The sequence below is a fragment of the Paenibacillus sp. MAHUQ-45 genome, from assembly GCF_058133325.1.
The window spans coordinates 312955-327106 of the sequence record NZ_JBYUPV010000003.1 but is presented as its reverse complement, the minus strand read 5'-3'; the positions used below and the strand labels follow the sequence as shown (position 1 = coordinate 327106).

9 protein-coding genes are annotated in these 14152 nt (G+C 34.4%); 3 read left to right on the top strand and 6 right to left on the bottom strand.

What is annotated here, in order from left to right; all coding sequences use genetic code 11:
• Positions 1 to 485 precede the first annotated feature (485 nt).
• The 4 genes from AC3Y23_RS08795 to AC3Y23_RS08780 all read right to left on the bottom strand — a co-directional run bounded on the left by AC3Y23_RS08795 (position 486) and on the right by AC3Y23_RS08780 (position 9006).
• Positions 486 to 1322: a TIR domain-containing protein gene (locus AC3Y23_RS08795; RefSeq protein WP_379197772.1), complete on the bottom strand. Its 837-nt coding sequence runs from the start codon at positions 1320 to 1322 to the stop codon at positions 486 to 488.
• Positions 1323 to 1332: 10 nt separating this feature from the next.
• Complete coding sequence (locus AC3Y23_RS08790) at positions 1333 to 4428, bottom strand: sacsin N-terminal ATP-binding-like domain-containing protein (protein WP_379197770.1); 3096 nt, start codon at positions 4426 to 4428, stop codon at positions 1333 to 1335.
• A gap of 121 nt (positions 4429 to 4549) precedes the next feature.
• Entirely contained in the window at positions 4550 to 8113 is a 3564-nt protein-coding gene (locus AC3Y23_RS08785; protein ID WP_379197768.1) for a DEAD/DEAH box helicase, read from the bottom strand.
• A 2-nt stretch (positions 8114 to 8115) separates the two neighbouring features.
• Positions 8116 to 9006 (bottom strand): hypothetical protein, encoded by an 891-nt coding sequence (locus AC3Y23_RS08780; protein WP_379197766.1) that lies wholly within the window; start codon positions 9004 to 9006, stop codon positions 8116 to 8118.
• Between the two features lie 385 nt (positions 9007 to 9391).
• Here AC3Y23_RS08780 and radC point away from each other — a divergent pair, with 385 nt between their 5' ends.
• The 3 genes from radC (at position 9392) to AC3Y23_RS08765 (ending at position 10827) form a co-directional block, all read left to right on the top strand.
• Complete coding sequence (gene radC / locus AC3Y23_RS08775; RefSeq protein ID WP_379197764.1) at positions 9392 to 10000, top strand: RadC family protein; 609 nt, start codon at positions 9392 to 9394, stop codon at positions 9998 to 10000.
• Positions 10001 to 10187: 187 nt separating this feature from the next.
• Positions 10188 to 10529, top strand: a complete 342-nt coding sequence (locus AC3Y23_RS08770) for a helix-turn-helix domain-containing protein (protein ID WP_379198560.1) — start codon at positions 10188 to 10190, stop codon at positions 10527 to 10529.
• Between the two features lie 112 nt (positions 10530 to 10641).
• A complete protein-coding gene (locus AC3Y23_RS08765; protein WP_379197762.1) occupies positions 10642 to 10827 on the top strand; it encodes a hypothetical protein in 186 nt (61 codons plus the stop codon).
• Positions 10828 to 11696: 869 nt separating this feature from the next.
• On the opposite strand, the gene AC3Y23_RS08760 is transcribed toward AC3Y23_RS08765, so the two are convergent.
• Together AC3Y23_RS08760 and AC3Y23_RS08755 are read right to left on the bottom strand one after the other, a co-directional pair.
• On the bottom strand, positions 11697 to 12494 hold the full coding sequence (locus tag AC3Y23_RS08760; RefSeq protein ID WP_379197760.1) for a hypothetical protein: 798 nt from the start codon (positions 12492 to 12494) through the stop codon (positions 11697 to 11699).
• A complete protein-coding gene (locus AC3Y23_RS08755) occupies positions 12491 to 13972 on the bottom strand; it encodes an AAA family ATPase (protein WP_379197758.1) in 1482 nt (493 codons plus the stop codon). Before AC3Y23_RS08755 ends, AC3Y23_RS08760 begins: the two co-directional genes overlap by 4 nt.
• Between the last annotated feature and the right edge of the window lie 180 nt (positions 13973 to 14152).

The following is a 14152-nucleotide window of genomic DNA, read 5'->3' as shown; positions in this document are numbered from 1 at the left end:
TAAAAACTCCTCTCCAGAACTTGTGATTAGACAAGCACTGAAAAGGAGTATTATCGTCTTGGTCCTGTGTGTTGGAATGTAATTCCTAGATACACAGAATCTTTAGCTTTTGACGGAAGCTTTTTTAAAGGCTACATTCGTAAACCCTTATAAATCAAGGGGGCCGAGAACCGGGATCGAACCGGTACGGTAGTCACCTACCTCAGGATTTTAAGTCTTGAAGTAGCCCTCTTAGTCCCTTTTCTACACTACGGGAAGATCGAGTATAAAGCCTCTAGCCATGCGGGTTAAAGGCTTTTTTTGTGTTCCATACACTCTGCGTTCAGAGATTTGGATATGCAGCCATGTTAGCAAAAATGTTAGCAAAATGAAGGTCAGGAGTTAAATTTGCTTCTTCACTGAAAATGTACCTATTTTCAATCGGCAGAGATAACTCAAGCCTCTATTTTGGGTTTAGAAACTGTCTAACTACTTTTAAAACTCATTTAAATCTTATTCATATCAATTTGATAGCCTACACTCTTCATTTCTCTAGCTAAGGCTATGGTCCATGCACCATGAGTATCCATATCAATATATACAACACCTGAGATATCATTAGGTTTTTCAATTTGTCCCTTCACTAATGCACATACATTTTCTCGCCCTATTTTTCCAATGAGGTATCCATGCTCGAAAACAACATTTTGCCTTGCCCTTGATTTTAAATCTTGCTCATCTTTAGACTTTCCAACATCACATGAGGTATATAAAACAATTGCGAATCCAACATTGGAATGCTCTTCAATTTTTTCAATAATTGTCTTTCCTTTACTCGCCTGTTCATGTAAAATAATCGCTTCTAAACCTAACTTCTCAACAAATCGTGCTGTTGTATATTTAGCCTCATTATCATGACCATGTACAATAAAAACTTTTGTAGTATCCAATATTATCTCCTCTTTACATTTTATTATTTCAGAACCTTCCAACATATATTTTCTATTATTAACCAAAATGCTTATCTCGGTTTTTTGAACCTTAATCACAAATAAGTGTTTATTTTTATTAATTAGAACCTCGTAATTGATATCAGGTTTAAACGATAATAACTTCAGGGCATTATCAACTATATTTTGAAAATTAAATGTTGGGCTAATTCCATTCAAATGAAATTTTTGATCCTCATACGTAGCACCAATAATAATATAACCAGTTTCTGTATTTGCCAAGGCACATATATATGTTGCAATAGCACTAGGTTTTAATTGAAATTCTCTACAGATAAGATTGGTATTACTTTTATTTGTTAGTATTTCTTCAATATCGATTGCTAAGGACATTTTTCAGCACCTATCGAATTTTTCTTAGTGGGATTTTATTTATACCAGTCGTTTTTAGTATTTTTCCAAATGTTATCTTTTCAGGATCATCCTCTCCATTTTCAACCCATATCTCCCAATCTTTTTCATAATCAAGTACATCTCTTTCTGTGTCATAATAAATTATTATTTGGCCATAATCCGACGGTCTGGTTATAAGATATATTTCCTCGTCATTTTTCGATATCAAAAAAATCGTTTTATCGATTGGGATGATATTATCTAAATTATATTCTTTTTTGGTTTTTAAGTATTCAATAATTCGATCTTTTGATCTATTTAATATTTTTTGAACATAGTTATATTTTATAGCATCCCTATCAGATGTATGGATGAAATTATCAGCGAATGAGCTGTTCTCAAATGCTTTTTCCAATCCTTCATCCGAGAATATTCCAGATTGAATTAGAAGTTCCTCTGTTATTCTATGCTTTTCATCGATTAAATTACTTTCTACTTTAGATTGAGCTAATAGTTTGTCTAAAGCTCCCTCATCCTTAAGCCCATATTTCCCCAATATTTTATCGAACTTTTCGGCTTTATCCATATTATCAGCAATCTCTTCATCATCTATTAGCTTATGTTTGTTTTTATGAATTTCAGGAAACATCTTTTTAGCCTTTTCTTTATTTTCGTTAAACCATATATATAATTTTCTAAATAATAGTTTGGTATCCGGATTTCTAGGAAATTCGTTTAATCTTTTTATTAACATGGTAGATATTTGATCTGCTATATCCTGTTCATTCTTAACTCTGGTATCTGGTAATATATCGAAGAAAATATTTAAGTCAAGCAGTTCTTTTCGGAAATCATAACCTAATTCAGCAGAAATTTTTTTTAAGATCTCATCAATTCCACCAGCATCTAAATACAAATCGACTATTGTGATAAATTCACCCTTTTGATTAGGAAGAATAGGATTAGAACTATCGTTTAAAAAATCAACATAATTGTTCTTTACATATGAAATAAACCCATCTAACCAATTTAGAGTCTGAAGATCATTTTCCAATTTTAAATGTACGGTTAATGCTGGAACGCTCTCTGTTCTCGATATCACCTGTGCGATCCAACCGATTTGTTTTTTATCGACTTCTTTCCAGATACTTTCAGACCACTTATATATTTTTTTCTTTTCGTTTATCTCATTTGGATAGACTGCCTTACAAAATTGATAGATCAATTCTCTTTTTTCTGGAAAATCGACCGCATCTGAAAATAAAGTCACCAAATAGTTGCATGCTTTTGAGATCTTTTCGCGTTTACCCTCTCTAATGATCTTGTTTATTTCTTCTATCATGTCTTCTTGCCGTTTAACCTTATACTTGAGTTGGCCAGTATATATTTTACATTTTATTAAGTAGTCCCGAGTATCAATTCCTAGAAGTTCCATTACATTCTTTAGTTCTTCCTCTATATTATCATCAATATTTAGTTCTGACTTTTTCTTAAATATCCCTTTCTGGTTAGGGATAACTGAAAACACATCGTTATTCACATCATTCAAACAAGACTGATCTAAATTTAATATCTCATAATAAGAATTTAGCCAATCGATTGGGCTAATTCCTTTAACAAGCATTTTCTCCAAACTTGCCAAATCAAGTCTCTTTTGGATCGAGTTAGATATCACATTCGATGTAAGCTTACTTATTTCAAGCCAAGAAAGCTCATTCCACAAATCAACATGAGCCTTCCGTGGCAACATCGACGGAATCCATTGATATGCTAGATCCCAAATTTTTTTTCTTAAATCTTCAGAAGAAGCTGATGGAAACCATACATTTGCTGTTCCATCCCCACGAAGAATAGTAATTCTTTTATTATCTTCAGTATCTACTATTGGAGTATTCAGTATTTTTGTTTTAATAGGTTGAATCACTTCATTGTTAAACCATTCCTTAGAAATCCACGATTTTTCATTCTGTGTCGGAATCTTTGCAAGAATATGAATATTTCCCCAGTTCTCTCTTGAGGCATGTTCCAACAGAACACTGTAGAGTTTAACAGCTTTGAGTATTATAGATTTATTCTCCTCGATCTTTCCCCCAGAACGATCAGTAAGATATATTCCATTCCTCGGTTCATTTGGATTAAAGTTCGCACTGTTAACAATAACAGGAAATGAAAAATCTTCAGTACCGACTAAAGGAAAATCACAAAATAGTCTTGGAATTAATGGATTAAACTCTTTTAGAAATATTCTATCATTAATAAATTCAATCTCGACAGCTATAGAAACATCGTTTTCGTTTAAAACCACAATCAAAGTCTCGGCTTTATCCCCATTCATGGTTTTGACCACTTTGTAAACATTAATATTATCAGTTAATTCACGGATATCTGGTGATAACTCATAATCAACATTCTCATCGACTATTTTCACGGATTCTATCTCGGGTAAAAAGATTAGTGTGTAGGTTAAGGCAGTATGAAGGTCATTAATCCCTTTCTTTGCTACTTGCTCACCATTCTCGTCCAAAACATACCTAAACACAGTATTATATTCATTCGGTGAGTAACCATCAAATGGAGGTTGTAGATCAATCCCTTCAAGTGAACGGTGTGAGTTATTTACTGAGCTGATAATTTCGTGAATATTAGTACCGCTACGATCAAGTTGTATCTTAAATTTTCTATAGGGTTCATCCACTTCCTTTAAGATACCCTCAATTTCAACTTTTTCGGAAAGCAAGTGTGTCGTTAGAAAACCTGTGCCAAATTTTCCTGTTGTTTTTTTCTTTACATTTTCCTGAGTTGACCTTTCTTTTGTAGAGACTTGTTCTATTAAAAAGGTTACATTATCAGTTGTAAATGGTTTCCCCCTATGTTTAAATTCAACAATTTTGTCTCCGAATTCTTCTTTAAAATCAATTTGAACTTTAAGCTTGCTGTTATCATGGGCTACATCCTTTGCATTCTGTAATAATTCCCATATCCAGCGTCTTGAAGAATCCTCATTTTCATCAAATCTCAATTTATCCATCAAGTCTAGAATCTTTGTTGCAATGGCATGACTATATACTTTTTCTTTAGAATGCTTAATTTTAGAATTATAGGACATATAATTTTCCCCACTCTCATTAAGTAAATCAGTATTCTTGAATGATTTCTAAAAAACAGCAGATTTGATCTACTTACTTTCCGTTCTGCTATTAATATTTAGGATGGCTCTATTACAACACTTATAGATAATCTGAGCTTAATATTATTGACTTATCACTATTTAAGATAAAATCAACATTGTGAGCCACCTGATAATTCCAATTACTTGGAATTGAGCCTGTTGCTAGTTCATACCCAGCAGCGTCAATCCATGTTATTTTATCACCAGTATTTATAGGTAATACTCTCCACTGTTTGCAAGAACTTTTTAAGACTCTATCATTAACTTCTACTTTCATTTCTTTAGCTATAAGAAGATTACTTTTATTTAAGCTAGAATATTGACTCTCTGCCCATGATCTAATACTAGAAGCATTTAATAATTCTTCATCTAGCTCAGAACTTTTATCATAATAATATGATTCAGCTCTTTTTTCAGCTTCAATGCGTGTGTTGTCAATACCATGAGCAAGAAAATAAGCTGCGACTGGATCAAGTGTACCCCAAACTATAAGTTCCTTTAACCAAAATACGATCCAAGGTAATTCTAAGTTTGGCCATTCCTGAATTGTTGTCGCTCTCAACGTCCCCTCATTTGCAGAGTCCATTGATAAAGAAATCACACTTCCGAGTCCCCAATTAAATAAGTACTCAAACTTCTGTTTGATAAACTTAATCCATTTTGAAATCTCATTGTTTTTCGGATGACTTGTAGCACTACTTGGATGGAGCCACCAATGCAATATTTGTTTCCATTCTTTAAATGACGTTCTGGAACCTATCCCATTCGGTATCTTGAATTTTTCAAGATTTGTTATTACTTCAACTGAATTAAAAATAAAACTTAGTTTTTCATCAACCGACCATACCGCATATTTATCACCCATTTTTAATTGAGCAATTATATCATTGTGCTGATGTATTAACTGTTTACCATACCTAGGTGATAAACTGGTACGATAAAGTTTTCTTCGATATGAAGGATCTTGATAAACATGATCAATTATAGCTCCACCTCGGCGATAGAAAATCTTTTCCATCCATATATTCTCGTTTTTGGAGTTTGTATAATAAGTATACATTTTGATCCATAATTCTTTTAGATGATTTTCAAGTTCAGCGCGGGTCAACACTTCTGATTTCCGTTGCTCGTATTCAACTATTATTGAAAGTAGTAAACCATCTAATGTATCTAAAGAATTTTCAGCATCAATTGCATTCATGTTTTCAATTATGTCTGATGGGATTGTAGTTTCTAACCAGTTCCAAAACTGTTCAATAGAATTTGCGCCAGAAAGAATCTCCCATTGAGTAGCTAAATATTTAAGTAACTCTGCCAGAGGACTTTTGCTTTTTTTAGTTCCCATATCGTCTATATGTGATTCTGATAATTCCTGAATCACACTAAAATATGCACTACGTACATTTTGAACACTCCAATCAGAGGAAGCACTTTCCAACATAATAAGACTTCGTCCCTCCGTCCCCCAACCAGGGCGTCCAGCCCGTCCTATCAAGTTTTTAAATTCAGAAGTATTTAGGGGCTTACCATTTCTCATTATCGTTGGTATAAGTACTGTTTCAAAAGGTAGATTCACCCCTTCTGAGAGTGTAGATGTAGCTAATGAAAGAAAAACTATACGTTTTTCAATTACTTCAATTAACAATCTAGCCATCCGGCCTGGCATATTTCCATGGTGTACAACAATTCCTTTTTCTAGTAATTTATATTCGTCTGAGTTCTTTCCAAAGTAATCCTCGCAAGATAATAAACATTTTTCCCATAAACTCTTTCTAGGCGGATCACTAGGAGTATTGAATACCATTTCTTCAATTCTATTTTTTAAAATCACCTCGAAAAAATAGACAAAATCTTCAGCATAACCACTAATGTTTTGTGTAATTGAAATCAACACCGAATGCTGGTTTCCTAAATCATCGGGCTTAATTAATTGTAAAGCTGCCCAAAATAACAATGGACGCTGACGTTTATCTACACCCTTTGAGGTATACTTCTTCGGTAGTTCATCATAACCTAAAGGGAAACTATCAAATGGGTTCTGGATAAATGGAACGTTATCTATATCTTCTTCTTCTGCAAAACTTAAATCATTACCATTTAATAAATCGTATCGAATTTCATATTTTCCAGTTTTATACCATTCTAAACGACCAATCAATTGTCGAGTACTTTTATATGGAGTAATCTCAGGTGCTGAATTCAAAGAACTAGATATCCAATCAGACAGCGCCTGATTCCCCTGTTCTGCAACTGCAGACAAAGCGATTACTTTTCTTTTTTCTGAATTATTGATCAACCGATTCGCTAATGTCTCTAACCTCAAACCTCTATTATCAGCAGTGACTAAGGTTTTATAATCCCCATTAAATTGAACCGCGTGAGCTTCATCAATTACTACAAGTTCTAGTCTATTTATAAATAAAGGTCCTAGAAATCTTAAAAGGGCTTCACCTTTTTCATAAGTACATATTAAAACAGTAGGACTATCTGAAGTAACCCACGCATCAGTCGGCCCCCAATCTGTACCACCATACAAACCTGTTACTTGAATAGGACGACTACCTAAATTATTTAGCACACGAGATAATTTTGACTCGACCTCAGTAGCTAGAGCCCTTGAAGGAACTAAGTACATAGCTATGGGATATACCCCAGTGAGTTCAGTGAGTGATTTATTATCAGATTTGAATAAACTCTGAATTATCGCAAGTTCTGCAATAGTCGTTTTCCCCGATCCTGTTGGGGTACAAAGCGCAAATGATTTATCCGTCTTTAAACGATCAATACCTTTAATTTGAGAACTCCATGCTATGGATTTCCCACTGATAAAGTTGTTTCGAAGATATCTTTGAAAAGCTTCTACCCCTATCGGGGTCGAACCTAAAGATAGACTTTCAGTATGATTCCGTAGAGAATTATCGTTAAATTCCATAATGACTTCAGCACTTAACTTAGCAACTAACCATGAATATGAATCTGTTCCGTCAACCATTACCTTTGAAAGAGCAATGAACTTATTATTTGCTTTTTCTAAACGAGTATCTTCCCCCCATCTCATATACGAGGCTATAACTCCCAACGCCCTAATCGTTTCATCAATTATCTTTGTATTATAAGTGATTGTTTGAGTCTCTTTGGTTTGGAATCTTTTTTCCCAATAATCTAGTATGTATGAAATTAGTTCTGGAAAATTAGCTTTTAAAAACGAACCAAGAATTCGTGATTCATTATTTTCGCCCAAATCTTTGTTCAATAGTCCCAGCGAAAGTGCTGGGTATCCGGCCAATTGATAAGCAGAAGCCGACAACAAACGAAGGGGTAAGTTAGATTGATTAATTGCAGGATAAGACAACCATTCCAATATTTCACCTGCGCGCATTAATAAATCTCTCCATTTCTTCCCACTAAGTTCCCGCTCGTATAATCCAGCATCAATTAAATGAACTGCATCATCTAAACGATCTTTGAACTCCTGCGTGCCATACCACCCCTTAAGACTAGGCTGATTCATCTTAAGTCTCGTAAATTGGCTATATAGCTTAGCAATAGCTGAAGGAAGAATTGATATTTGCTCCACTAGATCACTGTAGTGATTTGCTTCTGCTTGGCCGTTATCTTCCATTGTTAATTTTCCTTTCCGTAAACCATTTTTATCAATTCTTCAACATCAGATAAATGTATTTCAACAGCTTCCAAATTTCTTTTTCCGGTATATTTAACATGTGGTACATCCAAAGCCATCCAGGTTGTTTTGTTTTTAGGTTTTTTTGGGGATGAACCACATATGTAACTAACAAGATCGTATCTCTCACAGTCTTTTTCCATATTCACCCGTAATTTGCGTAAAGCATCTATCCATTTTAATGCGTCGTCATCATCGTAATCACGCAATATTTCAATTAATCTTCTTATTTCTACAGGGATGGAGTTTTTACTACTTATCTTTTCATGGGCATCACTGATTAAAGTTGATGAATGACTAGCTGTACATTTCGCCTCACAAAAAAGAACTTTTATTATTTTTTCATTTTCCATTACAAATGCTAGGCAATCATCACCGGTTCTACCGGGAATAGCACTAATCATTTCTCCTGTCATCATTAACATCTCTAACTGGTCAAATGCTATTTCATGATACCTAAAAGAAAATGCCGGCACCCTCCAAGATTGTTCGTTAAATGGAGAGAAATTTTCTGCAATTATGCCAGCAAAAATTTCACCAAAATATCCTTTTAGCGTGGTAATATCAAACACTTCCGGATATCCAAATGTTGGATCATATATATCATTCTGATCATTCTCTATCGGATCTAAAGAAATTTCAAAAGCTTTCCTTAAGCGAAGCCTTGCATCTTCATGAGCTTCATGCACCATCTGCGTTAATGTGCCAATCACTTGTGTTCTAGCAGCCCAATTCTCTTTTAGCAAAAGGTGCCTGTAAGATTTATCATCTGATTCGTTTAAAGTATTATTTAACCAATCATTTATAGTCTGCAAACTAAGTGACTTGATCATTTTTTTGGCTCCTTGTTTATAAGGGTACTACTAATTAGCTTTGCATCTCGTCTTAAAAAGCGTAGTTGAATCAAGACCGGCTTCTTTAATAGTGCCAGCTTTTAAGTAATGAAACTAAAAACATCAACTACAGTAATATCATCTATGGCTTTTTTATAAGTATATTCCGAGTTGATAACTCTAAAGGTAAGTTCGCTACTACCACAAAAAAAGTGAATAAGACTTATGAACTATTTTAATAGTAAGTTTCGACATCATAACATCCACAACCTTCCAAACAAGCGTTCTATTTAAGGGGATTTTGTAAATATGTCGTATATTTGAAAATTAAAAATCTATTTATTATACATACGATAATGAAATATTATTTGGGAGGATAAACATTTTGCGACAGGTTAAGGAGAATGTTTTGAGACAATTAGTATCTGAATCATTAAGGGAGAGCAATGACAGCTACACAATTCAAGAGCTTTTCGAGCGCTTTCCTACAGCTACAGAACTAATGGATGTATCAGAGCAACAGTTAATATCTATAAAAGGAATCGGCAAGGGAAAGGCCCGACAAATTATAGATATGCTTAAACTTGCAAAAGCACTCACCTACCCTGAGCAGACTAACAGTTCTATTCGAATTCCCGAAGACGTATGTAATCTCCTTGAACCCGAACTCCGCTTTGAACAGAAAGAACACTTCATCTGTCTCTTCCTCAACACTAAGAACCGCCTAAATTTTAAGGAAGTCATCTTAGTAGGCTCTCTGAACGCCGCTATCGTTCATCCTAGAGAAGTATTCCATGCAGCGATAAGACGCTGTAGTGCCTCGCTCATTTGCGCTCACAATCACCCGAGCGAAGAGCCGGAGCCGTCAATTGAGGACGTTAATTTAACAAAACGACTCATAGCCGCTGGAGAAATTATAGAAATAATGGTCCTTGATCATGTAATTATTGATGGCAACCGCTTCTACAGTTTGAAGGAGCACTGCTTGATATAATCCTAAAACCACCTTGTTAATGTATGTTCCTCTTACTAAAAACCTCTCAATAAATACCTCTGGCATCTGAATTGCCACACCCTGTATTAATTCATGGTTATAACCACTTAAATCCTCACTATATCCTGTTGAGCATCCTTCCAAAAAAATTCTATTGTTTTGTTAGGGGTGATGGGAATTGTAAAACATCGAATTTATCGGAGTAAGCATCCGAATTCTGCGGACTGGTAAAGGACAGGGCCAGGAACAGCAGGCTTTGAATGCAGGAGTAAACACCTCCCATATCGGCCAAATCGAATGCGAAGAGAAGAATCCAACGATAAAAACTTTGGAGAAAATAGCGCTAGCTCTCAAAGTAACCTTACTTGATTTACTTTTGCACTCAAATCCGAAGAAAGGAGTGAGTATCCAATTCATGCAAATTCTTACCCCCGCTAGAATCAAGCAATGCCTGTTGGAAGTTCTAATTGAGCACACAGATTTGGTGACATTGAACGCTCTGAAATCATATCGACACTTTGAAGAATGATTTCAAACGTCCCCAGCAGCTACATAGCTTATCAAATTTCAAAAATCCCAGAAAAAAGGGTGCTACATGAACGCGAAAATGGGTCGTGGCGATAACCGCCGCCTCTATAATTATGGCTTATGGAAATGCCGCTTCAGCAGAATCGGTCATAACTCCCAAAAAGGTTATTTTAAAAGTCAATGACACCGGAATGTTTTTAGTTGACGTCACTACCTCTACACTTCTTGATTCACAATTGTATGCAACTCCTGAAATTAGAAATAACCGAGTTATGATTCCTATCGCAAGTGTTATTTAAGAATTTCGCGGATCATCAAGCCTCGCTCACACTAGGTAATAACAATGTCGCTCTTTACTTAAATAATACCAAAGCTTATGTGAAGGAATCTTTGAAGACTTTGGACCCTGCTCCTTTTACTTAATCTGAGGGGCGCACACTTGTTCCATTGAATTTTATTGAAAGTGGCAACCTCGGAATCACATTTATATGGGATAGCAAGAATCAATATCGTGGCGAATTTGACGCTTACCCAAATGACTACAACAACTACTTTATCCCTTTGTCTAATTCAAACAACTATAATAACAATAGTAAGCCCAATATTTCTAATAGTAATAAACCAATTGACCAGCATGGGGTTCAAATTAATGTAGGTGATTGAGTATCAAACGTTTTTTCTACGGGGCACGAAAAATAAGCAGTGTTAGCAAAATCGCTTAAAAACAAGCAAGGACTCCAGCTCAAATGAGCTGAGACCCTTGTTTTATTAGTGCCGAGGACCAGGATCGAACCGGTACGGTAGTCACCTACCGAAGGTTTTAAGTCCTGAAACAGCTCCCTTAGTCCATTTTCTACACTACGGAAAGATCGGACATAAAGCCTTTAACCACAAGGATTTAAGGTTCTTTTTTATGTTCCATACTTTCTGCGTTCAGAGATTTGGGTATGCAGTTATGTTAGCAGATTAGGAGCCTTGTGTCCTTAGTCTTTTTTAGTTGAAAATATCTATAGGATAGTTAGGTCCCCTATGCCCTACATTGTCAAGACGAAATCTGATCGGCAATGAGATTAGAGAAAGAAGCCAGGTGTAGGCGTTTTTTAAAATCATATTTAACTAACCACTCAAAAGTCTAAGTAGTAAAACTTAAAAATGACTAAAAGTTAATTTATAGTTTAAATTCCTTCCGTATATCCGAAGGCAAAGATTCAGTATCGTTGTTTTCATAACCATGATATGTATTATTGGTATGAGGCCTAAATACAATTGTCACTTTTTTTTCAAAATCATAGTAATATAAAGCTTGTGATGTTTCTTTCTTTTTGCTTGCTATGGCATCATTCAACATTTTCTGAGCTTGAGTTACTCCAACACTTAACGGAGAACCCCACCCGACAGTAGGATCATGTTTAGGATTCATTTCAAACTTTCTTGAGGATCTTTTTAATAAATCTTCGAGTTCACCACTATTATTTAATATTGAAACTAGGTTTTGTTTTTCTCGATAGAAAATTTTAAGCGACTGAGAATTATGATTATATATAGTAAAAAAAACTATATCTTCAATTTCCCTCTCTTTCTCTTCATTTTTATATTCATGCATATAAGATAATAACTTTTTCATCTCAGATTGAACTTCAGTATCAAGTGTATAATTAATAACTTCGGGAGAAGATATAATACCAGGTAGCGCTTCATTGTGGCAATCAATAATATTATCAGATACTCTTGAAAGAAAACGAAATATAGCTCGTGAAATATCAGAGTTTTGATCAAGATGTGGGAAATAATATTCAAGCTGGTTTTGAATAACTGTACTTAATACTAATTTATTATCTATTGATTCAATCATATCCATAAAATCAAGCAATTCAACTGATAATTGAGAGTATTTAACAGGATCTGATGTATAATCATTTTCTTCCCATATTATGCATTGAGGATCTAAGGCTACTATATAATTCATCGAATTTCCTCACTTGTCTCACTTTTATTCAACGTTTTCTTTTTAGCTTGAGCCCTCACAATTGCTCTAATATCTTGATCAAGTTGATTGAAAAAATCTTCAGGCCAATAAGTAAGGCTACCTTTATCTGTGAGTTCCAGAACAGTATACCCTTCCTTAATAACAAAAGTTAGCTTGATTTTTGTAAGATACTCGTCTTTAGTATCTTCTGCTATTCTTCTTCGAAGCCTTGTTATCAGATGATCACTATGTGTTTCTACGATAACATTCTTTCCTCTGAGAGTTAAACTATAGAGGAAATCAAATAACATACTTTGAACATTGGGGTGTAAATGTATCTCCGGTTGTTCAAAAATTAAGGTATATTTTTTAGAGGACAACAGACCTTCAATAACAATTGGCAATATTTGACTTATCCCGAAACCCACGTGATTTATAGGAACTTTAATTCCACTAACATCTTGAATCTCAATTTGGTACATCAATCCACTCTGAATTGGATTAGCCTTTATATAATTTGCCATTTTAAAAACATCACATATCCAGTAGTTCACAGCATCTTGAAGTGTTTCTTCGACATCATAATATTCAATTACTCCATCTTTTTTCATTCTCATTCTATAGTTAATTACTTTGTTCTTGGAGTTTCGCTCAAGAATATGAGCAGCAAATTCACCTTTATTTCCAATTTTTTTACTTGTATCATCATCATTAACATAAAATGGATGAGGTTCATCTCTTAAAGGTCCTAAATAAGATATCCTTTCAAAATATGTTGCAAGGATCCTGTTAATGAGTTGTAAAGCTAGTGGCGAAAAATACTCTTCCGCATATGCTGCATCCTTATCAAGAGTAGTAGAGATGCTTTCAAAAGGAAAAAATTTATCAAACTCTATTCTAGCTTTCCATTCACCCAAATCGGAAGTAAGTTTGGTGATTCTCCTTTCCCTTATAAATTCATTATAGCTATCTTTAAAGAAAAGTCGGCTGTTGCTAGCAACTCTATATATATTACCGTAGTCTTTATCAAGTTTTAGATATATTAACGGTTTTTTAGATAGTTTCCAACCAACATAAAATTCTTTTACAAAAACAGGATTGTTTATAGCTGATGAAGCGAACCTCACACGAACTGTAAGTGATTCAACACTGTTTTGATCAAGCTTTCTAAAGAAAGGCGTCCTTGAAAGAAAGGGAGGAATATCTTTTTTACTGAAGATTAACTCCCACATTAATGGGTTATTTTTAATCTTGCCTTCATAAATTATGTCTTTGTATCTTCCAAGAGAAACATAGGGTTTATTAAGTGAAAGAAGTTGCTCAGAATAATTGTTCTCAAGTGTTTGTTTAATCATAAGCATTAATTGAATAAGGGAGCTTTTCCCTCCACTATTAACCCCTGAAATAATAGTAATAGGACTCAGTTCAAAACTTTCCAAACTTTTGATCCCTTTAAAATTTTCAATTGAAATTTTCATATTTCACTCTCATCCTCATCTCTATCCACAAAAAGTATTAAAAAATTCTTATCCTTTTCTCCATCAGAGTTTCATTTCAGAAACCCTCTCTGTCGTTGAAAAAGCTTTTGTTTGGATTGGCTACACTAAATTGGACAGAAAAAAATAAGGGCTTGTAGAATAAACCTATAATGCTAAGGA